The organism is Streptosporangium sp. NPDC001681 (genome assembly GCF_040298085.1).
Classification (GTDB): domain Bacteria; phylum Actinomycetota; class Actinomycetes; order Streptosporangiales; family Streptosporangiaceae; genus Streptosporangium.
The window spans coordinates 36,322-60,615 of sequence record NZ_JBEOZN010000051.1 but is presented as its reverse complement, the minus strand read 5'-3'; the positions used below and the strand labels follow the sequence as shown (position 1 = coordinate 60,615).

At 62.5% G+C, this 24,294-nt stretch carries 17 protein-coding genes; 3 read left to right on the top strand and 14 right to left on the bottom strand.

Annotated features, from left to right (window positions below):
• Positions 1 to 386: 386 nt before the first annotated feature.
• From ABT130_RS23320 to ABT130_RS23275, 10 genes are all read right to left on the bottom strand, one after another.
• Complete coding sequence (locus ABT130_RS23320; RefSeq protein ID WP_350958406.1) at positions 387 to 737, bottom strand: alpha-amylase inhibitor; 351 nt, start codon at positions 735 to 737, stop codon at positions 387 to 389.
• Between the two features lie 750 nt (positions 738 to 1,487).
• Entirely contained in the window at positions 1,488 to 2,363 is an 876-nt protein-coding gene (locus ABT130_RS23315) for a phosphotransferase family protein (RefSeq protein WP_350958404.1), read from the bottom strand.
• A gap of 238 nt (positions 2,364 to 2,601) precedes the next feature.
• Positions 2,602 to 3,699, bottom strand: coding sequence for a hypothetical protein (locus ABT130_RS23310; protein WP_350958401.1), 1,098 nt, complete (start codon positions 3,697 to 3,699; stop codon positions 2,602 to 2,604).
• A gap of 1 nt (position 3,700) precedes the next feature.
• The gene (gene fxlM / locus ABT130_RS23305) at positions 3,701 to 4,915 is read right to left on the bottom strand and encodes a methyltransferase, FxLD system (protein ID WP_350958398.1); all 1,215 of its coding nucleotides are present in this window, start codon (positions 4,913 to 4,915) and stop codon (positions 3,701 to 3,703) included.
• A gap of 103 nt (positions 4,916 to 5,018) precedes the next feature.
• Complete coding sequence (locus tag ABT130_RS23300) at positions 5,019 to 6,023, bottom strand: thiopeptide-type bacteriocin biosynthesis protein (protein ID WP_350958395.1); 1,005 nt, start codon at positions 6,021 to 6,023, stop codon at positions 5,019 to 5,021.
• Positions 6,024 to 6,047: 24 nt separating this feature from the next.
• Positions 6,048 to 7,292, bottom strand: coding sequence for a lanthionine synthetase C family protein (locus ABT130_RS23295; RefSeq protein WP_350958393.1), 1,245 nt, complete (start codon positions 7,290 to 7,292; stop codon positions 6,048 to 6,050).
• Complete coding sequence (locus tag ABT130_RS23290) at positions 7,289 to 10,177, bottom strand: lantibiotic dehydratase (protein ID WP_350958390.1); 2,889 nt, start codon at positions 10,175 to 10,177, stop codon at positions 7,289 to 7,291. Before ABT130_RS23290 ends, ABT130_RS23295 begins: the two co-directional genes overlap by 4 nt.
• A gap of 148 nt (positions 10,178 to 10,325) precedes the next feature.
• Positions 10,326 to 10,517: an FxLD family lanthipeptide gene (locus ABT130_RS23285; protein WP_350958387.1), complete on the bottom strand. Its 192-nt coding sequence runs from the start codon at positions 10,515 to 10,517 to the stop codon at positions 10,326 to 10,328.
• Between the two features lie 53 nt (positions 10,518 to 10,570).
• Complete coding sequence (fxlM, locus tag ABT130_RS23280; RefSeq protein ID WP_350958384.1) at positions 10,571 to 11,806, bottom strand: methyltransferase, FxLD system; 1,236 nt, start codon at positions 11,804 to 11,806, stop codon at positions 10,571 to 10,573.
• A 236-nt stretch (positions 11,807 to 12,042) separates the two neighbouring features.
• Entirely contained in the window at positions 12,043 to 12,894 is an 852-nt protein-coding gene (locus tag ABT130_RS23275; protein WP_350958381.1) for a helix-turn-helix domain-containing protein, read from the bottom strand.
• Positions 12,895 to 13,567: 673 nt separating this feature from the next.
• Here ABT130_RS23275 and ABT130_RS23270 point away from each other — a divergent pair.
• Positions 13,568 to 14,449: a Hachiman antiphage defense system protein HamA gene (locus ABT130_RS23270; protein ID WP_350958378.1), complete on the top strand. Its 882-nt coding sequence runs from the start codon at positions 13,568 to 13,570 to the stop codon at positions 14,447 to 14,449.
• Positions 14,446 to 17,562 carry a DEAD/DEAH box helicase gene (locus tag ABT130_RS23265; protein WP_350958375.1) on the top strand — a complete coding sequence of 1,039 codons (3,117 nt, stop codon included), beginning with the start codon at positions 14,446 to 14,448 and terminating at the stop codon, positions 17,560 to 17,562. Before ABT130_RS23270 ends, ABT130_RS23265 begins: the two co-directional genes overlap by 4 nt.
• A 404-nt stretch (positions 17,563 to 17,966) precedes the next feature.
• On the opposite strand, the gene ABT130_RS23260 is transcribed toward ABT130_RS23265, so the two are convergent.
• Both ABT130_RS23260 and ABT130_RS23255 read right to left on the bottom strand, forming a co-directional pair.
• Complete coding sequence (locus ABT130_RS23260; RefSeq protein ID WP_350958372.1) at positions 17,967 to 21,008, bottom strand: DEAD/DEAH box helicase; 3,042 nt, start codon at positions 21,006 to 21,008, stop codon at positions 17,967 to 17,969.
• 385 nt (positions 21,009 to 21,393) lie between these two features.
• On the bottom strand, positions 21,394 to 21,588 hold the full coding sequence (locus ABT130_RS23255) for a prolyl oligopeptidase family serine peptidase (protein WP_350958412.1): 195 nt from the start codon (positions 21,586 to 21,588) through the stop codon (positions 21,394 to 21,396).
• 59 nt (positions 21,589 to 21,647) lie between these two features.
• Here ABT130_RS23255 and ABT130_RS23250 point away from each other — a divergent pair, with 59 nt between their 5' ends.
• Positions 21,648 to 22,580, top strand: coding sequence for a YDG/SRA domain-containing protein (locus ABT130_RS23250; protein ID WP_350958369.1), 933 nt, complete (start codon positions 21,648 to 21,650; stop codon positions 22,578 to 22,580).
• A 204-nt stretch (positions 22,581 to 22,784) separates the two neighbouring features.
• On the opposite strand, the gene ABT130_RS23245 is transcribed toward ABT130_RS23250, so the two are convergent.
• Positions 22,785 to 22,988 (bottom strand): DUF397 domain-containing protein, encoded by a 204-nt coding sequence (locus ABT130_RS23245; RefSeq protein ID WP_350958366.1) that lies wholly within the window; start codon positions 22,986 to 22,988, stop codon positions 22,785 to 22,787.
• Between the two features lie 5 nt (positions 22,989 to 22,993).
• Entirely contained in the window at positions 22,994 to 23,851 is an 858-nt protein-coding gene (locus ABT130_RS23240) for a helix-turn-helix domain-containing protein (RefSeq protein WP_350958364.1), read from the bottom strand.
• Between the last annotated feature and the right edge of the window lie 443 nt (positions 23,852 to 24,294).

The window sequence follows — 24,294 nt, the reverse complement described above, 5'->3', positions numbered from 1 at the left end:
CCGGATACCTCATAACTCCGGCATACCGAACGTGCGGTCATCTAGCGGTCATAAATCACCATCGATGATCTAACTCCCGAGCTTCAACCTCAGTATCTGCGGTAGCTCGTCATGGAGCGTACAAGCGCACGATCCGGTTCCGATGTTCCTCGCACCCCGTACACGCGCTGTCGTATGTCCAGCGAGGCGTTCCTGCAGGTCGCCGTTCGCAGAACTCCTTCCACAACCTCGGCACGCTGAGAGACGGTTCTGAGTCATACGAGAATGCCGGCAGCGTCGAATATTGGACGCCGCCGGCTGGATGGATCTAATCACGTCGCTCATGGAATATGGTTCACCTGAAAATGCGGTGACTCACAAGGGGCAGCGCTTGCCGCCTGCTTTAGTCAGCAGACTTGCAATCCGTCGTATTGTCCGGGCGCTGGCCAGAAGAAGAAGACGAATCCGTGACCGGACTGGATGAATCGGCAGCTCGAGTCGGGCCCGAAAGCGATGATGACTTTGAGCCAGTAGTCCTGGCCGCATCGGTTCCATACGTAGATTTCATCGACTGCCGGGTATCGATCCCGAACCTCTCGATAGATGCAGGACGGAGCTGCAGCCAAGGCTGCAGCGGCGGTCTTGGCGGTGGTGGGCTCGTCAGGATCGGGTCCTGCGGCGTGTGCGGCCGACACACCAGTGAGAAACGTTGCCACCGTTATCGCCATTGTCACGGCGACCATTGCCAGTCTTCTCATGTCACTCCCTTGTATCGGAGTCAGGCGTTACGTTTCGATCGATTTCGTCGCAGTCGACGGTATGACGTGGTGCCCCTTCTGGCGCTCCGGTTACGGGATTGTCGCTCCCCGGTACGACAGCGACTTGCAGTTGAACAGGGTACGGAATCTAGACAAGAATCATCGATTAGCTGGGATCTTGGGAACCTATAAGGTTCCAGGGTGCCGCCAGGTCCTCTATCTGCCCCGGGGAACAATGGACCAGCCGTTGGCGCTAAGGGATTGATCTTGCTGGCTACTCGGTCTCCGAGGTCTGGAGAACTTGCTCCTGGAGGCACTGACGAAGGCCGGCCTCTTCGGGCGTCAGCGGATCGTCGGGACGTTGGATACGGGCAGGCTTGGCTGAACGCGGATCGTGCCGTGGCTATGACGGTTTCATCCGCCCCGTCAGAGTGGGCCATTTCAGACCGTCATAACCAGGAGCAGCTACAGCGGGTTGCGGCCACGCTGGACGACACGGACATCGCTACGGCGCGGGATCTCCACGAGCGGCTACGCACGCTGCCGCCACCGATCGACATCCACGGCCGAAGCACCGCCTGAAAGACATCGGCCTTGCCTCTCACTTGTCCCTGTAGGGCATCACTCGATGCGGTAGCCGCGGCCCCGGGAGATCTTGCTCCCTGAAGCGCCCCTCCCGAACTGGTCGGCGAGAGCAGAGCGAAACCCTACGGCCTCATGCACGGTCACGTCAGGTCCTCCAGGAGCAGGTCAGCAGGAGCGATGCCGCACCCATGCTCGCCCGGCCTCGGCGGCTCGCGCTCGGAAATCGCGTCCTTCCACCGGGCCGAACCGCGCCTTGTACAGGCGGAACAGCGTCCACAGCGCGGCCAGGGCGGTGACCGCGTCCGCGGGCGCGGACCGCCACGCCGATACCCGGGCCAGCAGCGCCTCGGTCTGCTCCGGGGTGTGACCCGCCTCGATGAGGCGGGGAGCGAGCATGACCGCGTCCACCCACGCGGCACCGCGCACCGCGAACGCCCAATCGATCACGTACGTTCGCCCATCATCGATCCGGAAGTTGCCGGAGCGCAGGTCGTAGTGGAGAAGGGTGTCGCCGTCCAGCGCGTCGGGACTGAACTTGGCGAGTGCCGTCTCGTACATGGCCCGGTACGACAGCTCCCCGGCGAGCAGGCTCGCGGCCTTGGCCTGGAGTCCCGCGATGTTCACTACGACATCCGGAAGCTGGCCGGGGCACGGGGTGAGCGCCTCGTTCAGGACGACCAGGGTGTCCAGCACCAGCGGCACGTCCGGCGAACCGGGCGACAGATCGGCGTCCCGGCCGTCGACATACTCGTGCAGCAGCACGATCCATTCCTCGACCTCGCCGCTCCACCTCAGGCGGGGCGTGGGCAGGCCGGGCGGCAGTACTGTGCCGGCTTGTCGTTCCCGCTCGTAGAGGGTCGCTGCCGGGCTGGCGGTGGAGACGGCCTTGAGGAAGACGGTCCCGCTGTTCTCGGTGTGCAGCCGGGCGGCGAGTCCGGGCATGAGTCCCTTGGTCACGGCTTCGGCCTTGAGGACGTGACCGATCCGGGCCTGGACTGCGTCGCGCACACCACCGGGAAGATCGGCCCATTGTGGTCTCACGGTCAGCTCTCCTTCGGGTTGTCGGCGCAACCGGCGTGACCCTGGTTGCATTCGCTCGCGGGAATCCACAGCTTGGGGATAACCAGCAGGTCCGTAGCTCACATCGCCTCGACGGTAGACCCCGTCGCGGCCACGGGGTCGTAAATCACGTCATCGGACGTCCGGCAGATCTGTTCGTGCACTCCAGACCCAGCCATACGGGTCCGGCTTTTGGAGGAAGAGCTGTTGCTGATCTCACCTACCTAACGTGGAGAGCCCTCGAAAGCACCGCTTCGCTGGTGTTCAGCGCGGTCGAAAGGTCAGTCGTCAGTCGTGCGGGGAGTATCTGGCTTCCCAGCGCGCAGGCGTCCAGCACTTCGGCGAGAGCGCGTGCTTGCTCGTCGGTGAGCAGCGCGGCGCACCCCTCATGGGCCAGCACTTCGCGCGCCGCGTATCCATCCTGGGAGGCCCGCTGAATCAGTACGGCGGCGATACCCCGCGCACCAGGGTGCTCCACGCCTCCGGCGGCGTCGATGACGGACAGACCCAGGCGTGTGCCGAACACCGCCAGGCCGGACGCGGGAACAAACTGCCGGTAGCGCTCCACCATCACCGAGAGATCAGCCTCCACCAACCGGTGGGCGCTGCGGCGGCACAGCACGTTCAGGCACGTGGTCACCGCGTTCTCCCAGGGCTCGCCAGGCATGGTGTCCGCGAGCAGGGCCAGGGCGCCGTCCGCGTCACCAACGGTGGTGCTCGCGATGACCGCGACCTGGCGACCGTCGAGCATCCGCCGGCCGACGCCATGGTGGCGCTGGAGGTGGGTGAGCGCATCGTGCCAGCGGCCCACGCTGGTCAAGGCGCGGGCGCCTTCGGCCAGGAGGACGCCCCACAGCCACTGACACACCTCTCGGTGGTCTTCCGTAGTCGAGGTGAGCGTTTCCGCCGATACCGGCAGGTCGTCGAGGATGGTGTCGGCGCGACCGGTGACGGCCTCGTACAGGCCGGTGAGGAGTCGCAGAGCGGCGTCACCGTCGCCGTCGCGGATGTGCAGGCGCGCGAGGTTGACGAGAGGTTCGAGTGCGTGGCGCGCGGCCTGCGCGCCCAAAGGGCGGGCGCGCAGGTAGGCGTCGGCGTGCCGGTGGCACCAGGCCCGTGCCAGATCCGGCAGCCCGACATCGGAGGCCAGCAGGGCTGCCTGGTTGAAGACCGCGGACGCCGACGCCGGGTTGCCGGACCGCTTGGCCGCGTCGGCGAGGACACACAACTCGCCGACGCGGGCATTCAGCGGACCGCAGGCCGGGCGTGCCCGCGCGACGAGAGGAAACCGGCGCGCTACCGGACCGACGGGATCCATGTCATTCCCAGATGACGGTGATGGGGTGGTGCGGGCGGTTCAGGATGAACCGGCCTGCGGCGGGGTCGGTGGTCGCGGGCGCCTCAGGCAGCTCGAACCGTACGCTGCGCTCCCGATACTCCGCGTTCCAGATGTGGACCTGGTCGGCCATCTCCTGCATCAGCGTTGCCCCGGCGGGCCCGTGGCCGACGACGCCGACCTCGTACCGTTTCCCGCCGTCGGTGGCCGGTGGGGCGGGGCGGATGGTGAGGTAGGCCAGATCACCGTCGCGGGTGGTGGCCATCGACCCCCAGCCGAACATCGGGCTGACCTGGCCGCGGTCCTTGGCCTCAGACTGGGCGTTCATCCTCATCAGAGCGTTGCCGAGCGTGCAGGCCAGCCACAGGTCCAGCCACTCGAAGCACTCCATCGGGGCGAACAGGACCCCGGTCCAGGTCTCGTGGTGCTCGGTGTCCAGCACACCGGCAAGAGCGTGGCCATCGACCGTCTGGTCCTGGTGGACCTCCAACGCCACCCCTTCCCCAGGGGTGAGCTTGACGGTACGCCGCGTGTCGTCGCCGATACCACCGCGCAGCGGCATGAAGATCGCCAGCTCACTGCCCACGCTGCGCCAGCAGCCGTCGCCGCGCTCGAAGGCGATGCTGCGGGCGGCGGCGCCGCGCAGGCGCAGCGGCACGACCAGGCGCCCGCCGGGGGCGAGCTGCTCCAGCCACGCGGTGGGCACCTCGAACGCGCCGACGGTCGCGATCACCCGGTCGTAAGGGGCGCCCTCGGGGTGGCCGAGCGCGCCGTCACCGAGGATGACCTCCACGTTGCTCACGCCCGCAGCGGCCAGGTGCTCCCGGGCGCCGTCCACCAGGTCTTCGTCGACGTCCATCGTGACGACGTGCCCGTTCTCGCCGACGAGGGCCGCCAAGTAAGCGGCGTTGACGCCCGTACCGGCGCCAACCTCCAAGATCCGCTGGCCGGGCTGCGGGGCGAGTTGCTGGAGCATCACGGCGACGACCCGCGGCTGTGAGGCGGCGCTGATCGAGGTGCCGGTATCGTCCTCCTTGGTGTAGACGGCGTTGTCGTCATACACCTGCTCCAGCGGCACACCGGGCAGGAAGGGCTCTCGGGGGACACGCCGGAAGGCGTCCTCAACAGCGGCATCCTGAATGATGCCCTGGGAGCACAGCTGGTCGGTCAGGGCGGCGCGGAGCCGCTCAGCGGACATGTCTTCACTGACAGTAGTCGCGGTAGTCATTCGGCTGACCTTAGTGTTGGTGGGATGGGTGGTGAGCGGGAAGCGGCGTGTCAAGGGGCCAGGCAGGTCCACGTCATCCCCTCTCGACCAGTTCGGTGGGCACTATGACGGCGAGGGCCGGTTCGTCCATCGCGACGGCGTGGGCGAGGTAGGCCACGATGGCCTGTTGGTGGCCGCGCATGCCGGCCCGGTTGAACAGGAACAGAACGTGGCGGGCGAGTACGGCGCGCAGACCTCGCTGGAGCACTCCGGTGCGGGCGAGGCCCGCGAGTTCGCGTCCGGCGACCTCGAAGGCAGCCACGCGGCTTCGCCACCCGGTGCCGAAGCGCTGGGCGACGGGGTCAGCGGCCATCAGGTGTCCGATTCCGGTGAGCGCGGCGTCCATCTGGTGAGGCGGCGGAAGCCGGGGCGGGTCACGGCGGGCGCAGATTCGCGCCCAGACATCGCCCTGTTCATGCACGTCCAAGCCCGCTGCGCGCAAGAGGGCGCAAGTGAGCAGCACCGAGGTCTTCCTCGGGCACGGGCTTGGCAGGGGTGAGGCCAGGTCGAAGGAGGCGAGGGCAGCGTGGGAGTCGGCGCAAAACAGCGTGTGCGCTGTTCGCATGGCGGCCGGACCGCCGAAGGCGTGGGTTTCCGGCTCGTAGATGCCGGGCACCCAGCCGCTGACCTGCCCGCAGGCGGCGAGTCTGTCCAGGATGGCGGCGAGCCGCTGCTGGGCGGGCTCGCTGTTGGGGCGGACGCGTAGCCGTATCCCGCCGTCTTTGCGGAGGAAGTGGTAGCTGTGGATCACCTTGTCGTTCTCGGCCTCGCCCAGCTCGGCGCCGAGGTGGGAAAGCACAAACGGCGTTAGCCCGTGGTGGTGACTTAAGGCAGGGCTGGCGACCGTGATCTGGTACCAGGCTGGCCGCTCCGACATTCGGATCAGTGCCGCCTCACCCGCGATCCGGTACACCTCCACGGCGCGGACCAGGTCGTCCTCGCGCATCTGGAAGCGGGCGGCCACCTCGCCGAGGGGCTCGCCGGCCAGAACTGCGATGACAGCCTGACCGGCGGCGGGTGGCGCGAGCTGGGCCCTCATCAGTGGTTCTCCAAGGAGAGGCGGTTAAAGGGCCAGGAGGAGTACGGCGTCCCACCCCGAGGTGGGCGCTGTGTTGGTGCCGAAGGTGTGCAGGGCGAGTGCGATGCCCGCGGTGCCGTCCAGGAGTTCGGGGTTGGCCATCAGGGGCGGGAGGCGGGCGACGAGCTGCGAGGCCAGGCCGGGCAACTCGGCGGTTATCTGGTCGTCGAGGGCGTCGCCTGCGATCCGCCAGGCGGCTTGGAGGAGCCCGGCCATGCCGTGGCAGAGCCCGAGATCGGGGAGAAGGTCGGGCAGAGCTGGGTTGCGCAGCGTCGTGAGCACCGCCTGTTCGGCCGTTCGCCGCCGTTCGGTGTCGTTGAGGGCGAGCCCGGCAAGCTGCTGGGCCCGAGCGGTACCGGCGACGCCGTAGCACCATGACGGGCGGGGCCGCAGCGACGGATCGACGTGCTGCTCGTGGAGCTCGCGGTGAGTGAGCAGGCCCGGCCACCACGGGCCCACGTGGTCGTGCTGGAGCCAGTCGTCGGTCCACGCGCAGACGCGTCCGATCGCCTCGGCCAACCCGGGCACCGGCATGCCGCGCAGGGCGGCCAGGGACAGCAGCGCCAGGGGTGCGCTGATGCCATGGGAGAGGCCCAGGTTGCCGTGCCCGCCGGGGAACTCGTCAGGGTCGCGCTCACCGTTGGGCGCGACGGGCGTCCACCACGCCGGTAGACCGTGACGGGTTGGGAGCGGCTGGGTGAGCCGTACGAGGTAGGCGAGGACGTCGTGGGTGAGCTCGTGGTCGGGGTTGCAGCGCAGGTGGTAGACGCCGAGCCCGGTCAGCCCGCGGATCAGGTCGAACTCCTTCATCTCGGGGAGTTCGCCTCGGTCGATGCGGGCGTGGGCGGCTTCCAGGCGGGCTCGGGTGAGGTTCGCGACGGCTTGGTCCAGCGTGGCCAGTGTGTGCTGCGACCTTCCTGCTGATGCGGCTGCGGCGTGCGTAACGAACGCGAGCGCGGGCGCGCCTACGTACAGGTTGGCGTTCGCCGCGGCGGTCACGGGGGCGGTGAACGCCGCCCGCAGCCAGGCGTGAGCGAGGGCTTCGTCGCCATGGCCGGAGTGGGCGCGTTCGATGTGCAGGAGGGCTATGCCCGCCGCGCCGCCGGCGAGTGACTGCGACCAGGCGCGCCCGCTGTCCGATGGGACGGTGGCCTGGACCTTCCCGGGGTCGGCGAGCACGGTCGCGAGGGCGTCGGATGCCGCCAGTGTGTCAGGGATGGGGTGGGTCATACGCTCCTCCTGGCGTGTGCGGACCAGCTCAGGGCGGCGGCGCGGGCCAGGTGCAGGCACAGGGCCTCGTGTCCGGGGTCGGTGCCGGCGACGCGGGCGTGGTTCAGGTGCAGCAGGTCGGGCAGCAGCTCGGCGGCATCCCGCAGGACGTGCCGGTAACCGGCCAGCTGGGCTCGGCGCTGCGCCCAGCAGGCGGCGATGTTCTCGCCGTTCGGCAGAGAGGTGACGTCGCCCCGGTGGTAGGGGTTGGCCAGGGTGACGGCTTGGTCGTAAAGGGTGCGGGCCGGTGCGGGGGCGACCGGCCGGGTGTTGACGATCAGCCAGCGCATGGCCGCGCCGGTGTCGCCGAGCCAGCCGATGGCCAGGTCGAGCATGCCCGCCGCGGTGATGGTCCGCAGGTCGGGACCACCTTGGAGGGTGACGGTCTGGAGTTGGGCGAGCACGGCCGCCGAGTCCGCGGCGAACACCTCCTCGGCAAGCTCCATAACCTCTGGGCCGCCGAACCGGGCGGTCTCGGGGAAGTAGGTGTCCCACTGCACATGGGCGACCAGGTTGGCCTGGCGTAGCCGCTCGCTCCAGGCTGCGAGGCAGTCGGCGGTGGCGGCGAAGCTGTCGGCCGGGACGGTCACACGCAGCCGCAGGTGACAGTCGGGATCGTGGTAGCGCAGGAACCACGATCGCCCGCCCACGCCCAGCTCGGCCAGCTCGGCGTGGAGGTAGGGGAGGTGGCGGGTCAGGATGGCCGTCTGCCGGTCGGGATGGCCGTACAGCTTGAGGAAGAAGCGGCCATTCCGACCGGGTGGATACCCGTGGTCGCGGGCGGTTGCCGAGGTCGTGGCCAGCCAGGTCGGCGCCGGCGGGGGCGTGCTGGTGACGGCGAGGGGGATGACGACCTCGGCCACCTGCCCACCCGCCCACCCTTCGGCATCCGGCGCAGGCGAGGTCACCAGGACAGCGGTGGCGGTGCGGTCCAGGTGGGCACGGAGCAGCACCCGATGGGCGGGAACGTCCAGGTCAAGGTGCAGGACCCGGTCGCCTTCGGTCAGGCCGACCCGCGCGGGGATGCCCATCTGTTGCCGCCACACGGCCAGTGCGTCCTGCCACGCCTGCCACGTGGCGGCGGGGCCGGGCAGGTCGTCGGCCGTCAGCCGCCAGCGTGCCGGGGCCAGGATCGTCCTTTCGTAGCGCAGTGCCGGGAGGAACGGCAGGGCCGCCGCGGCGCCCCAGTTGAACTCGGTGCAGGGGGTGGTCAGCGCGGTGCCGACTTCGATCAGGAACCGCACCAGGGGGTGGGTGTGGTGGCCGAGACCCACCGCGTTGAACAGCATCGGCGCCACCACCTGGCGCCGGGAAAGGGAAGCCAGGTAGAGGTGGTTCCGGTCGGCGGTGACAGCCAGGTCCTCCAGCGCGATCACGTCGCCTCCGCCGTGGTGGAACTCGCCCAGCGGCAGGACATGCCCGAGCACACGCGGGGCACGGGCGACGTTCTGCGTGCTGATGTGCAGCGGCGGAGCGGAGACCTGCACAGGCAGCGCTCCCCGGACGACAGTGGGCAGGCTCGCGTAGACGCTGCGCGTCCGCTCCCGGTCGTTGGCGTCGAGCAGGGGCAGAAACCGGCCGACGCTGGTGCCCGCCGCGCGGGAGACACCGAGGACGGTGAGCGTGAAGTCCCCGCGGGTCAGCGCCTGCTGGGTGGCGGCGGCGATGTGCACGGTCAACTCGGTGGTTGGCTGGGTGGCCGCTGTGCCCTCTCCGAGGGCAAGGTCTGTGAGGGTGGCGTCATCGAGCACGATCTCACGCTGGCCGCGCAGCGCCGCCCACTGGGCGAGCGCGAGCAGCCGCCGATCCCGGTCGGTGAGCGCGCCGGTGGCCACTGCCGCCGTAGAGCCCAGGTAACCAGCTGGGTAGCCGAGCCCTGTGTCGGCGTCGACGACGTCCAGGACCGGCACCAAGGCGCGCGGCCCGTACCGCTCCAGGAAACGGCCATGCCAATTCACCCATCCCGAACTCAGGTAAGGGAGTCGGGCCAGCCGGACGAGCACGGACGCGGCGGTGGCTGCCTCGGCGGCGACCGCATGCGGGATGCGCATATCCCAGTCCACGCGGAGGTCCACCGCGACGTCGGGCCGCGTGTCGGCCACCTTCGAGGCTCCGTTCCCCGGGGCGGCACGCAGTTGCTTGATCAGGTGGGCGAGCGGGTCGCTTTCCGTCATCGCAGGTCGCAGGCTAGTGAGAAGAAGCTGCTGCGCCACCATACGCGTCAACAACCGGTCTGCGGCCTCGGCTGAGCCGCCGGGAATGTCGGTCACGAGTTTGTCGGCCAGGTCCGCCCACCGGATCGGCTCGCGCGCCAGCCTCAGCGCTGCTCGTATCGGCGCCGTAGCGCGCACGGAGACAGTGACCGGTGCACTCGTCGCCGCCTCGGCGGGGCAGTGTTCCAGCACCAGGAGGCCGTCCCGCTCGATGATCATGTTGTTCGCCCGCACCCGCAGGTGCGGGCGTAGTTGCGCGTCGGCTTCCAGCTCGCGGATGAGTGAGGTCAGCCATCCCGCTTCCGCTCTGGCCAGGGGTTGGTGCCGGTCACCGATGTGGACCTTCGCCGTATCGGCGACTCGCGCCGCAGCGACCCCTGCGAACAGGCCAAACGGAGTCGCCCGGCCTGAAGCCCGCAACCGATAGCGCAGCAGCGACAGCACCACCCGCCGCTGCTTGAGCTCGGGCAGATCATCCCGCCCAGCGCAGATCTCGCGCACACGTCTGGTCAGGACCGGGCTGGCCTGCTCCAGTGCGTCGGCGAAGCCGGGGAGCGTGAGCGTCTGCTCCAGCCACGGCCGCCAGGTCGTGATCCCACCTGAATCTCCGATCAGGTCCGGCCACGATTTCACGGGAACAGCGGCTGGGCAGACCGCCGCTCGCACTACCAAAGCGTCGAGATATCGGTACACCTGCTCCCCTCCGTGCCGAAGGGTGTTCGGCCGGGCAGCTCACCCGGTCGAACACCCTGGACAATCAGTCAGGACGCGCCGAGCACCTCTACTTGCAGGTGGAGGAGCATGCGGACTGGCACGTCTGGCCGCACCCGTCATCGGTCATCTGGATGAGCCGGTTCGCCTCAGGCCCCGACTCGACGAGGGCGACGTCGAACTCCCAGTCCGCGAACTCCTTCGCGGTACCCGGCGAGGACGAGTTCCTACCAGGTAGGACGTGGTCGATGTGGACAGACACAGGAACCTCTTTCTCGATAGGTGGTGCGTTCGCTGAGGGGAGCGCCTTCCGGTTCAGGCCCACGAGATCGTGACGGCTCCATGCCTTTTGAGTACGACCCCCCGGGCGGGTGCGAGAGCGCCGGCCGTGGCGGGGAGGTAGGTGATACGGGCTGCGCCACGACGGCGATGGTGGTCGGCCCAGCGGCGCAGCAGCTCGACGTACTGCTCGGCGGCCTCCTCCGCCTGCGGGCCGTGGGCGATGACTCCGGACTCGAAGCCACCGGTCTGCGGGTTGTCCCGCTTGATGCGATAGGCGAAGCTGCCACCGTGGATGAGCGTGGGAACCCCACGGCCCGCCGCCGGGTTGAACCGGCCGCTGTCTATGTGCTCGCTGCCGACGTGCAGCATGGCCGGGTGCGGGATGCTGCTCATGAGGAACAGTTCCAGCTCGTCTGGCAAGTCGAAGGCCGCGCCGGACCACCGTTCCACCTTCGGCGCGTGCAGCGCCTCCCGCAGCGCGCCGACGTCGAACCGCTGCGAGGTGTCGTCGATGCGCAGCGCCACGCCGTCTTCCAGTCGGACCAGGCACTCGTTGAAGGCACCCTCTCCCTGCATGGGAACGAACCCGGCCAGCCGGTAGCTGTCGCTGACCAGCCCGTCATCTACCCGGTCGAACGCGATCGACCGGGTAAGCCCGCGGAGCCGGAGCGGGACGACGATCCTGCCGTTCTTGGCGAGCTGGTCGATCCACGCGGGCGGAAGGTCCCATGAGCCGGCGGTGACCAGGATCCGGTCGTAGGGAGCACCCTTGGGCACACCGTTCTCGGCGTCGGCCGTCACGACTTCGACCTGTGCGTACCCGGCGGCGTTGAGGCAGTCGCGAGCACGACAGACGATCTCAGGGTCGATGTCGACGGAGGTCACCTTCCCCTCCTCACCGACGAGTTCTGCGAGCAGAGCGGCGTTGTAGCCGCCAGAGCCGACTTCCAGGACGCGCATGCCAGGCTCGACGCCTGCCTGCTCCAACATCACCGCCTGGATATGCGCGGCCGACAGCGAGCTGATCGCGGTGCCGTCCTCGTCACGCTTGATCACCAACGCCCTGTCTGCGCTGTAGGCGGCGTCCAACGGCTCGTCGAGGGCGAACTTGTGCCGGGGCACCGTGGACATGGCCGCCGCCACGCTTTCGGAGGTGATGGCGTCGCACTGGCGAAGCTCGGCCACCATGGCCTCTCGGAGTGCGCGGGCATTCTCCTCCGTGATGGCGTCCTCGCGGATGGTGGCGGGTGTCGCCGGGCGTTCTGTCACGCCCACCTCCTGTTCTGGCTTACTGCGGACATGAGGGGTCGCGTCCGTGCTGGATGCGGTTTCAATGGCTGGTGCGACCGGAGCGAAGGTCCTCGCCGCCCCGGACAATGCGGGGATTCGCCAACTCATCGGCGGCGAGCCGGACCGTTGTGGCAGCAGCCATTGCAGCCTCCCTGCGGATAGCGGACCTGCTTCGACGCTAGGGACGGCGGGCCGTACGGCTCAACGGAATGTCTTCAGATTTCTTCAATCTCGTGCAGGGCACGACCGATCAGCTCGTGCGCGCGCTCCCCATACACGGCGAGACGGTCCAAACCGCCGAAGTGCCGCTCGTACAGCGCGATCTCCCGAGGCTGGGTCACGTTCAGCCCGGCCGTGACGGTCTCCGTCATGACGATCCGCGAGTCGAAGATCCAGTATCCGGCGTGCGGGCCGAGCTCGATGTCGGCGTGCCGGGGAATGACGCCGACGTGCAGGCGCAGCGGAAGCGCCTCCATCTCGGCGCGGATGTGCGCAAGCTGACCGCGCATCACCTCCGGACCACCCACCCACGTGTCGAGGGCCTGCTCCGCCATGATGATGTGGAAACGCCGATCCCCCATCCGCAGGATCGCCTGCCGACCGAGTCTGGCGCCGACCGCTGCCTCCAGGTCGTCGTGGGCGAGTTCGTAGAAGGCCGCGGACCTGGCCATGATGACCCGGGCGTAGTCGCGAGTCTGCAGGAAGCCGGGGATGTGGAACGGCTCGAAGATCCGGAACAGCCGCGTGTTCAGGTCCTCGTTCCTGATCGCGTTCTGGACACGCCGCTGGCCACCGCGCATCTGGCGTTTCCACTCGACGTACTGGGCGTCGATCGTACGGACGGTGGCGATCAGTTCGGGAATCTGGCCCTCGGCGCCGCAGACACGACACCAGGTGCGGATGTCCGCCTCGGTGGCGTTCTGCCGGCCCAACTCCAGTTTGGAGACCTTCGGGGGGCGCCAACCGGCCCGCTCCGCCAGATCACGGCCAGACAGCTCCGCGTCACGGCGTAGCTCCCGCAGGCGTGCGCCCAGGGCTTCGCGGGCCTGGTCGGTGGGAGGGAGCACGAGACGTGACAGGGTCAGACATAGTTGGCGTGGGGAAGTCGACAGCATCTAAAGAAACACCGTCATCGCACACAGCGTCACACTCGATACCGAAGCCGAGGTGGTCCGTCACGCCCCCCAAGAGATTCACCGTTCTTCCTCACATTGGGCCGTAGAGCAGACCTACGGCTGGCTGATGTTCCACCGCCGCATGGCCCGCGACTACGAGGCACTACTTACCCGCTCTGAAGCCATGATCGACCTCATGTCCCGCTGCCTCACCAGCGAACCAACCCCTACTTGGCAAGGCACCTGAATCCGAACCAGACGGAACCCGCAGGATCAAACACTCTCTGGCCGCAGGTGACGTCCAAAGCATGAGGTGCGACAGTCCGTGTCTCTCTGTCCGATTCTCCCTATCATCGAGCATTGCTGGACAGGTAACCAAATACCCCTTTTCGGATCAGACAAAATGCGATGTCCTAAAACAACGAGAACTGGCGTTCAGGCAAAGGAGATCGATCACCCCCCTCTGGAGCTACGCGAGGCGGACTTAATTCGGACATACAAGGACGACACAGACAAAGCGGTAAGCTAATGTCTCTGAAGTCGAACCCGAGTTTCGGACTGCCGAGACTTGGTAATCACTGACGAAAAGTGCTGAAAGGATTTACCGTGCAGAATGCCGCATCGTATGATCTTCAAGGTCCGCATTGCGTGGATTCAAGGAGGCGCGGTGACTCTACCCGGATTTACCCTTGCTTACGAAGCATGGGAGGGAGAGCACCACTTCGCGATTTTCGATGTCGATGCAGATGCTGTGTTAGACCTTTTCGCAGAGACGATTCGTGATCTTTATGTTGAATCAGATACGCTGCGCATTACGCTGACTAGCGCACTCGCGGGCCTTGATGATGTGGTTGATCTACAGGACATAGAAGCTCTTGTGAGCGAAGTCACTGAAGCCGCAGTCCCTCTACCAGGGCAGAATCAAACTAAACCGCATTTAGATATGGCCCGTAATGAGGCTGCCGAGGTGTTAGCTCACCTAGTGGCAGAGCGGCTCCATGGTGGCTTGGTGGTCGCTAACCGTGTGCGTAACAAGGAGATCCCCGGGCAGCCTACGAGGGGCATGGACCTCTTAGCTTTAGAAGAGTCTTCTCCCAAGCAATTGCGATTGGTGTGTGGTGAAGTGAAGGCATCCAGCTCAAACTCATCCCCACCTGCAGTTGTGGACAAGGCGGATGATTCCATGAGGAATCAACTCAAGAGGACAATCTCCGATCATGCACGCATTCTTCAAGAGTTGAACTGGGCACATAAGCATGCGAAGGACGGGAATAAGCCTATGGTTGCCCGCGCCATGCTGTTGTGGACACGAAAAAAACTCCCTGTGGTTATCCTTCCTGTTCTAATGCGTACGAGCGAAACAGGTCAAGAATCCGACTTTGGTACATTTAAGAGCAAACCTACAGAATTTACGCCGGCAGTTATCCGCTTCTTCCTTGCCAAGATTTCGATTTCTATCGAAGAGTTTGCCGAACGGGCTTATACTAAGGCACGGGAGGTGGGATGAACGTCGAGGAAATAAGAGAGCTTCTTTCCGATTTAGAGTTAGACACAGCTATCGAGGCGTCTCGTACCCACTATTTCACCGAAGCCTTACAGGAGCTACTCGATGAGCCTCAAATAGCAGCTCCACGGGAGGAAGACCCTTCATCGCTCGCGGTTGCTATTGAGCGACTCGCCCTCGACGCCGATGATGGCGATGGAGCGGAGCTTTTCGACGAGGCTTTTCTATGCAGAAGATCCGAAGAATCGTACTTGACGAGTCAACAAAGTGCAGTTCTTCATTATTTCTATCTCTCAGTAGATGCGCTACTTGCTGGTCGTCGATCTGAGCTGAGGATGCTCCTCAAGGACCACCAAGAAGACTACCGTATAGATTCGACTAGCCGGACTTCTAATTGGTTGGATGAATTGCTGCTGCGCATTGCACGCAGTTTTATACTACTATGCCGGAAGGAAGGTGGATGGACGGATGTTAATACGGCCGTTGCGGAGATTGAAGCTTTACGCCGATTACAGCGAGAGCATCAAGAGTCTATGCTTCACAAGATCCGAGATGATCGACGAATCGCTGGATCTTTAGTAACTCGTTTTAACTTAGCCAAAATAGTCGACATTGCGGCTCGATACACCATTAACGGAGAGCCAGCGGATGCAATTATCCGAATCGATCGTCACGCTTCTAACATTGTAGAGATTCTGGAGCTACAACCTGATCCTGAACTTCTACATTTCACTGACCTTCTGTCTGCAGGTGCTAAACAGCTAGTTAGAAGCAGCGTATGGTTTAGCACAAGGCGGCTGGGAACACGTATTCGCGATTTCGTTAATCTGTTAACTGACCAAGCACGTCAATCACCTCTTCTTGAGTTATGGCCAAGTCAGCGGGCCGCTCTCGGTTCTAGCCTTCTCGACCCAGCTAAAAGAGCCATAGTTGTTGAAATGCCGACATCGGCAGGAAAAACACTGATAGCCGAGTTTTCGATCATTCAAGCATTAGCATTAAATCCGGGTAGCAGAGTTGCTTATGTGGTTCCTACGCGAGCTCTGATCAACCAAGTCGTTGTTAGACTGCGATCTGATGTGGCTCCATTGGGGTACACCGTTGAGGCAGCTGTACCAGTTTTTGAACTCGATCCGACGGAAGATCTCCTCCTGAGGAGAAAGGTAGATGTACTCGTCGTCACTCCAGAGAAGCTGGACTTACTAATTCGATCCGGCCATCCAGTAGCAAATACGCTCTCTCTAGTCGTTGTGGATGAAGCTCACAATATCGCTGATGGTCCCCGAGGTGCTCGCCTTGAGTTGCTCCTAGGTACCTTGAAACGGGAGCGGGCTGACACAAGATTTCTCCTACTTACTCCATTTGTGCCCAATGGTGATGCTCTCGCATCCTGGCTTGGCGATGACGCTGAAGGAACTATCCGAGTTTCCTGGCGGCCAAGCGAAAGAATTGCTGCTGCAAGTCTTTGGGAGAAGCCAAGAGGCAAACCATATAGGCTTGTGTTAAATACTCTTCCTAGCGCGACCAACGTAGACCTTCAAGAAGAGATTAAGCTTTATCTGGGGCCTGTCGGATTTGATAAAAACCGATCTAAAGGAGCAGTCTCTGTCTCTACTGCTATACGTCTCGCTCGGCGTGGAGGTGTCTTAGTTCTTGTGCGAGGCCGTGCACCTTCCGAGACGCGGGCTGCAGAAATAGCAGAGCACATGGAAGAACTGCCGCTATCTGATTTTGCAAAGTCGGTAGTGAGGTATATCCAAAGCGAGCTTGGGCCTCAGCATGAGCTGCCACACCTTATTAGAAAAGGCGTTGCCTATCATCATGCCGGCTTGTCTCATGATCTGCGTTATCTAATTGAACTACTCATTGATAGGGAAGACGTCCGGGTAATTTGTGGCACGAGCACTCTCGCTCAAGGAGTTAACTTTCCTATTGGCAGTGTCATCGTGGAGACACTTTCGAAGTATCAGGGAAGATCAGCTGGCTGGGTTCAGATGTCCTACTCTGAATTCTGGAATATTGCTGGCCGTGCCGGCCGTGCCCTCAGGGACCGTCTAGGCCTCGTGTTGTTCCCTACATCAAATAAAAAGGAAGTTGAGGATGCACGAAACTTCTTACGTGGTGAAGCAGCCGAGCTAGCAAGTGTTCTACTAAAGGCGCTCGGAGACTTATCAGCAGTAACATCGGAGCTTAATCTCGGATTTGTCCGTAATAATCGAGAGCTTGCCGTATTTCTACAGTACCTCACGCATGCCGTCAGAGTTGCAGGCACAGACTTCTCGACCGCTGAGCTAGAAGATGTTCTTCGCTCGAGTCTTGTTTACCACCAGGCACGGGAAGAGAACGTTCCCGCCGCGGAAAGACTAGTTAGACTCACTCGGCGTTTTGTTGAGCAGTTACAAGGTAGACAGCCCGGGTATCTGTCATTAGCCGATGGCACTGGATTTAGCTTGTATTCGGTAGATTATCTATACGCAAGACAGCGGTCAGAGTTCCCGGAATTTCAACAGCCTGAGTTTTGGCAGGCAGGAAACCTGTTCAAATCAGATTTGACCGCTCTTACGTCGCTAGTCTCAGTGCTGGCTGATGTTCCCGAGCTGACCTTAGGACATAGCGAAACTGGACCATTCGACCCTCGTAGGGTAGCAGGCATAATTCACGACTGGGTGTCTGGCGCAACTGTCATAGATATAGCGGATAAGTGGTTCGATAATGTTTCCGATGTCGCCAAACGCAGACGAGAAGCTGGGCACTATCTATATTCGCGTCTGATCAGTCAGATCCCATGGGGAATTGGAGCTATGCAGCGTTTGGCTTTAGGCAACAATTCTGGTGCTGGCGAAGTAGCTCACATTCCGTCCCTAATATTCTATGGTGTTCCGACTCGCGAAGCGGCTGCACTGCGAATGGTTGGTGTTCCGCGTGCTGCAGCTCAGGGTTTAACTCTCACGATTCGTGATGCTAAATTCTCTGCAACTTACGAACAGCTTAGGGGCTGGGTAGCGGAGCGTGAAGTTGCCGACTGGGATGCAGCGCTAGGCCCGAACAGTATCCTTTCTGGGGCTGACTGTAAGTCAATTTGGTCAACTCTGGCTGGTGTAGATACTTCCTTTTGAGACTTACACAAAGCTTTTATCTGTTACTGATTCTGAGAGCTGAATTTACTACGGTCAGTCAGACAGGACAAGGCCGACCCCGGGGGTAAATCCGGTCAGGAGTTCGAGCTAGTATTACATGCACTTAAGATCGCGAGCTGGTCTAGGGTCGCCCACGGTAAAGTTGAAAAGTTTGATACGTAGGGCAAACCAGATTCCTTCGGGCACCTTTGGCGGTCGGCGTAAACCAGGCCCGGGAATCTGACGTCATACCGCTGGCATCCGAGCTAAGAGGGGAAGCTCACCCAGCGAGTACGAAGTCATCTACTGCGCTCAATACAAGTCCAAACATGCGCAAACAGTCACACCGTAGCACCTTACAAAATCTGGCCTTCCAGCCAAGCAGGCCGCTTAGTCGCTGCCACTCAGGGAGCGGAAAGACTAGCCTGGTGGAAAATGTCTGCGGGGAGTGGGTAGGCCAGCTGCCAGATGATCTGCATTGGTCGGTCGCCCTTGGATGACACGTATGTCATCGGGCCTGCGTAGAAGAACGGTGGGGCGCCGAGGGAGCCGTCTTCGTCTTTGGACTCGCGAAGGAAGAGGTGCACGGTCGAGCCGCCGTTGATGTAGCGCTGGCCGGTTGGTGATGATGCGCGGGTGGTGCTCTGCGACTCCCAGTGGAAGAGCGTCGGGCTGATCGCTCGGTCGTTGTACATGGTGGTTGGGGAGAAGCCATCGGTCTTGCGCAGGGTCACGAAGAAGGCATCGGCTTTCGCCTCGGGGATCCACTTGACGCCCTCGCGAACGTTGCCCGGGCGATCAACGCCAAAAGCTGCCAGCGCTTCGTTCTTGGAGTATCGAGCATGCAGGCGCAGCGGTAGGCCGGCGATCTCCCGAGTGACCCGGTGCATGCGCTCTTCCAGGATTGGCGCTATAGCCCGTAGCTCCTCGGCGCGCTGAGGGTGATCAGCCAGTAGTTCCAGGACGGCGTCCCCTCCATCGAAGGACACATTTCCACCCACTAGAGCAACATGCAGCATCGCACGCAGGCGTGGGTCGTCAACGGCATCTCCACGAAGCTGAACCAGCCGCAGAGGATCATCCACATGGAGAAGACGGCCGATCGCCCGGCCAAGCTTGCGGTCGACTTCCTCATCAGCGATGGAACGATTCTCAGCTCGACGGCGCAGCCCAGCCCAACCGCCCCGGCCGGAACGATAGAGGTCTTCGAGCTCGTGACCCGTCTCGGCCAAGAACTTGGCTAGGGAAATCTCAGGCATCGAGCGAAGCTCAGCAATCAGGTCGTTCCAGGAGAGACGAAGAGCGCGGCGTACGTTATCAAGGACCATCTCGGTCACTACGTCGTCGAGCTGGAGGTGACATCCAGCGGGGAGCGTGGGGTTAAGCAATGCTCCGGGAAGCTTGCGCCGAGGCACTCCAGTGAGTGCAGAAAGCCGCAGGTCAAAGCGGAATTCGGCCCGCTGATGCCCAACAAAGTCCAGCGCGGTAAGACACGTCTTGTCCGGGGCACGGCGCAAACCGCGGCCGAGCTGCTGCAGAAAGACTGTGGCACTCTCCGTGGGGCGCAGGAAGAGGATGGTATCCACCTCCGGGATATCCACACCTTCATTGAACAGGTCCACGGTGAACAGCGCGTTGATCTCACGCTTCTTCAAGCGCTGCAGGGCGAGACGGCGCTCATCGTGTGGCATGTCGCCTGTCACCGCCAAGGAAGGGATGCCGTGCTTGGTGAACTGGTCAGCCATGAATCTGGCATGTTGAACGCTTACGCAGAACCCCAGGGCACGCATCTCACCGGGATGAGCAATCTTGTTCCGTACGGCCTGCAGAATGAGGCGGACCCGGGCATGGTTCCCGGTGTAGAGGTCGTTGAGAGCCTTCTCGTCGTAGTGTCCGCGGCGCCAGGCTACGTCGGCCAGCGACACTTCATCATGGATGCCGAAGTAGTGGAACGGGGCAAGAAGCTGCTGTTCAAGTGCCTGCCAGAGGCGTAGCTCGTAGGCGATCCGTCCGTCAAAGAACGCTCCAACGTTGATGCCGTCGGTTCTCTCAGGGGTAGCAGTCAGGCCGAGGAGATAGCGCGGCTGGAGATGCTCCAGCAGTCGCCGGTACGTGGGAGCCTCCGCATGGTGAAACTCATCCACGATCACCATGTCGAACCGGGCCGGGTCGAGTTCGTCAAGGTTGATTTTGGCTAGCGACTGAACCGAGGCGAAGACATGTCGCCACTTCTTCGGCCGGTTCCCCGCGACGCACTTCTCTCCGAACTCTCCGTCGCGGAGCGTCTGCCGAAAGGTGGCCTGGCTCTGAGTCAGAATGCTGTCTCGGTGCGCCACGAACAGCACACTGTCGACCTTGCCCGCAGTGGCCAGTCGTCGATAGTCGAGTGCGGCGACCACGGTCTTACCCGTACCAGTCGCCATGACAACCAAGTTGTGCGTACGGCCATGCACCTCACGTTCGGCTTCCAACTCTTCCAGGGCCTCGGCCTGATACCAGCGAGGAAGCACATCCAGCGCGGCGATCTCCAGAGGTAGATCAACCGGGGTCGTCCCACCCTCACGCTTGAGCGCCTCGGTCAGCCGGGACCCGTCACGAGCCGGGTCATAATCTTCGAACGCTGGATCAGCCCAGTACTGCTCGAAGGTGGCGGTGAACGTTGACAGCAGATGGGCCTGCTCAACCTGGGTAAGCCGTACGTTCCACTCCAGGCCGTCCAGTTGCGCTGCCTTGGACAGGTTGGACGAGCCGACGTACGCGGTCGAGAAGCCGGTGTTTCGGTGGAACATCCACGCTTTCGCGTGAAGCCTGGTGCTGAGCGTCTCGTAGGAGATCTTGACCGTGGCACCGAGGGCCACCAGACGATCCAGGGCGGCCCTGTCCGTAGCCCCGATGTACGTCGTGGTGATCACTCTGAGTTCACCCCCTCTGGCGATGAACTCCTTGATCGCTCCTTCGATGAGACGCAGGCCGTACCACTTGATGAAGGCGCAGATCAGATCCACCCGGTCGGCGGTCGCGAACTCCCGCATAACCTCGGTGCCGATGCTCGGCTGACCTCGCCCGTTCACGAGGAGAGCGCTGGCAGACAGCGGCGTCTCAGGCCGAACCAACGGCTCCGGCCGCCCAGGCACTCCTGATGGCTGCCGCACCTCTGTAAGCAACTGCCCAGGCTGAACGACCCGTTCCTCCGCGTCCTCGCTGTCGAGAAACTCCTTGATGATCGCCTCAGCGATGTGGTTCGCCCGGTCAATCTGCTGCTCAGGGGATTTGGCAGCGCGTAGGGCGTGGCGTGTCAGAGCGGCAACGTGCCGTACGAGGTAGTCCTCCGCCACCGCCTGCTCAACGGAGGTCACCTCCACCAGCTCGTCAGGAAGCGCGCGTAGACGCCTGTCCAGAGCATGCGTGACGATCTGTTCGTAGGCCCCAGGCGCGATATCGCTCATAGGTCAGCAATCTAAGCAGTGTCCTCGGCATTTGGTGTTGGTATTCGGACATCCTCGTCCTAGCGCTGATCACAGCACAGGGAGTGTTGGATACCTTGTTCGAACTTTTGATTCAGGTGAGAGACCTCTCGGATGATCTGTGGCTCTCACAAGGAGAACATCCTGTAGTCAGATGGCTTTAACAAGATATGAGCTGCGCCGGGAATGACGACAATGACTCTGTTAAAGGTGCTGAGCGAGAACCTGTCCTGTCAGAGTTACGCGATCTTCGTCTCCATGAACTAGAAGTAGCGGACGCTGAATCCCAGATTCGGATTCGTGTGCCCCATCGAGTAATCACTGTCAAGCAGTTCAGCGTGATGGCTCTGGGACCTGCGAACGACCCTCACTCCTTGAGGCCAACCACGGCCGCCCTGGCAGCCCTTACCGCAAACACGTCTGTTGTCGCCAGGGCGTACAGAACGGCGGATCCGCCGGCGCTGACACCCCAGCTCACTACCCACCGAAGACTCGTACAGCTGGCAGACACCAGATGAAGGGCGACGTCAGCGTAGTCAGTGGCATCGGCGTTCCCTCGAATTGCGCAGATGAACTGTGCGACTTGTCCAGACTGTCTGGATTTACTGGCAAGATTCGGACATGGGCAAGTACAGCAGGACCTTCGGCGAAATCCCCGGATATCCAGAGGGCTGGAAGCCCCCTACCGGGAAGCGTGCAGAACTACGCGAAGTAGGCTTACATGCACATAACGTAGCTGGAATATCCGGCAAAGCTGACGAGGGCGCCGACGCGATCGTCCTTAACGGCGGATATCCCGATGACGATGACCGGGGCCTGGTGATCATCTATACCGGACACGGAGGGCAGGACGCCAACACCAAGAAGCAAATCGCCCACCAAGATCTTGAGGACTCTGGCAACGCCGCCCTCGTCAAAAGTCAGCTCGATAGCCTGCCTGTTCGAGTGATTCGCGGATCCAAAGAGAAGTCACCGTACGCCCCCAACACGGGTTATCAGTATGACGGGCTATACCGGGTCGTACGGCACTGGTTCAAGACTCGCGCTGACGGGTTCCGCGTCTGCCAGTTTCTCATGGTCAAGATCGGTAGCCAATACGACGTTTCCGATCCGGATTACCCCGATGACCTCGTCATTGAAGATGCTCCGAATGTTTCGCAATTGCCACTGGAGCCCATACGTCGAACCAAGACGACTATTAACAAGGCCAACCGCCGCGCAGAAGTCGTAAGGAAGGTCAAAGATCTGCATGCCAACCTCTGTCAGATCTGCGGCAAAACGGTGGAACTTCCCAGCGGCCCAAGCAGCCAAGCTGCCCATATACGCCCCATTGGCGTTCCCCATAATGGCCCTGATGTAATTGAAAACGTCCTATGCCTATGCCCCAACGATCACATTAGATTCGACAACGGCGCCTTCTATCTGACCGACAATCTCGAAATTGTCAACGCCCTCAAAGGCAACGTCTTCCGTTCCTTGCGTACGCATCCTGAACATAAAATTGGAATCGAGTACGTACGATATCATCGCGCTTGCTGGGTTAAGGTGCCTTGAATTAGGGCAGCACCGAAGCCTCTCATCGCAACCTCGAACATGCTTCCAGCAACTTCGACATTTTGCCATGAAGAGCATGACCTCACGGTAGCCCACCTTTGGGACGAAATATCTCCTGCGAAATCGACCTCTACCGAATTTCAAACACACCCTGCAGTAGAGTGCGCTTTCGCAGGAGGTTTAGCTGAGCTGCCGGACAGCCGATCAGACCTCGAAGGATCCGTTCTTGATGCCGCCGATGAAGGTCTGCCATTCGGCGCCGGCGAAGCGCAGCACCGGCCCGTTCGGGTCCTTGCTGTCCCGTACGGCACGGCCGCCGTCTGGGAGCTCTGCCGTCTCTACGCAGTTGTCCTGCTGAGCACTCTTGCTGCTCTTGCGCCAGGTGAGTACAGGGGTGATTCGGTCCACGGTTGTTACCTCTCCTCCTGCTTTAGTTGATCAACCAGGGCAGTCACATAGTGTACGGACTGCTCGACGGTCAGAGCGGCCGCTACCACGCGATTAAACATGAGCGCATACGCCTGAACCTCCTCTGGGCGCTCCAAAAAGAGATTGTCTGTTGGTGTCTCCAGATAGACAAGTGATGGATCCAGATCGCCCATAAAGTCCAGGACGACGAATCCGCTACCCATCGCCGCATGTGCACCGATCGAGTCGGGCAGCACCTGCACGGTGATGTTGGGTTGTCTCGCCATGTTGACGAGGTGTGCGAGCTGTTCAGTCATGACGGCCGGGCCGCCAACCATCTTCCTCAGTGCTGCCTCGTCGACGACGGCCCAGAGTTGGGGTGAGTTGTCGCGAGTGAGGATCGCCTGCCGAGCCAAGCGCGCCTCAACGTGCCGCCGCACAGCAGCCTGATCAAGAACCTGTCCAGCTTGGAAGACTGCTGTGGCGTAGGCGGCTGTTTGCAGCAGGCCTGGGATGGTCACGAGTTCGACAGTGCGGATCTGGGTCGCTTCCGCTTCGAAGCCGGGAAGGCTGCCACCGAACACATCCTTGTACTTGGCCCACCAGCCTTTTTCGCGGGACTGCCGAGCAAGGTCGAGTATCGCTTCGCGCACAGCGGGATCGATGACGTTGTAGAGGTCCAGCAGGAGACGAACGTTACCGATATCGGGCAGAACCCACTTGTTCTGCTCCATGTGGGTGAGGCGGCCTCGTGACCATTCCAAGCGCTTGGCGACTTCATCGTGCGTGAGACCAGCTTGCTCACGTAGCCGGATGAGCTCAGCACTCAGACGCCGTCGTTTGACAGTTGGACTGCCGACCATTGGCCCTCTTTTCGCACGTCAAATGAGCGAATCACACAATTTAACCGCTGAAACCAGACAATATCGGCGATGAAATATTGGCCTTGAAAATTCTGCTGCCAGCCATCACCATGTGAGAGTATCCATCACCCAGAGTGATGGGGTGTAACTCTTGCCTAATGTGCCTTTTGGACTCTCGGGAAGCTTTCAGAGCTAAATGCCCGCATGTGGGTCGTTATGAGCTCAGGTAGTCCAACAGCGCTACCACTAGGCCAGGAGGCCAAAAAACGGTTCTGCCAGGCGAATGGCGTCGCCTGGCAGAACCTCGCCCGCACATCGGAGGTGCGACCTGTGTTCAACAGTAGTAGAACCCCGAAGATCATCCGGGTCCGCTGGCATGCCGAGCAGCCGCCGACTCCCCTCGGGTGCCGCTGGTGCGGCCATCCCCCGTACGCGCACGACGC

What these genes read in the sequence shown, in the direction of transcription:
- ABT130_RS23310 (WP_350958401.1), bottom strand. Translation starts at nt 3,699, where the DNA reads ATGGATCCCGTCGGTCCGGTAGCGCGCCGGTTTCCTCTCGTCGCGCGG.
- ABT130_RS23260 (WP_350958372.1), bottom strand. Translation starts at nt 21,008, where the DNA reads ATGAGCGATATCGCGCCTGGGGCCTACGAACAGATCGTCACGCATGCT.
- fxlM (WP_350958398.1), bottom strand. Translation starts at nt 4,915, where the DNA reads ATGTCCGCTGAGCGGCTCCGCGCCGCCCTGACCGACCAGCTGTGCTCC.
- ABT130_RS23320 (WP_350958406.1), bottom strand. Translation starts at nt 737, where the DNA reads ATGAGAAGACTGGCAATGGTCGCCGTGACAATGGCGATAACGGTGGCA.
- ABT130_RS23300 (WP_350958395.1), bottom strand. Translation starts at nt 6,023, where the DNA reads ATGAGGGCCCAGCTCGCGCCACCCGCCGCCGGTCAGGCTGTCATCGCA.
- ABT130_RS23250 (WP_350958369.1), top strand. Translation starts at nt 21,648, where the DNA reads ATGGGCAAGTACAGCAGGACCTTCGGCGAAATCCCCGGATATCCAGAG.
- ABT130_RS23265 (WP_350958375.1), top strand. Translation starts at nt 14,446, where the DNA reads ATGAACGTCGAGGAAATAAGAGAGCTTCTTTCCGATTTAGAGTTAGAC.
- ABT130_RS23270 (WP_350958378.1), top strand. Translation starts at nt 13,568, where the DNA reads ATGATCTTCAAGGTCCGCATTGCGTGGATTCAAGGAGGCGCGGTGACT.
- ABT130_RS23240 (WP_350958364.1), bottom strand. Translation starts at nt 23,851, where the DNA reads ATGGTCGGCAGTCCAACTGTCAAACGACGGCGTCTGAGTGCTGAGCTC.
- ABT130_RS23295 (WP_350958393.1), bottom strand. Translation starts at nt 7,292, where the DNA reads ATGACCCACCCCATCCCTGACACACTGGCGGCATCCGACGCCCTCGCG.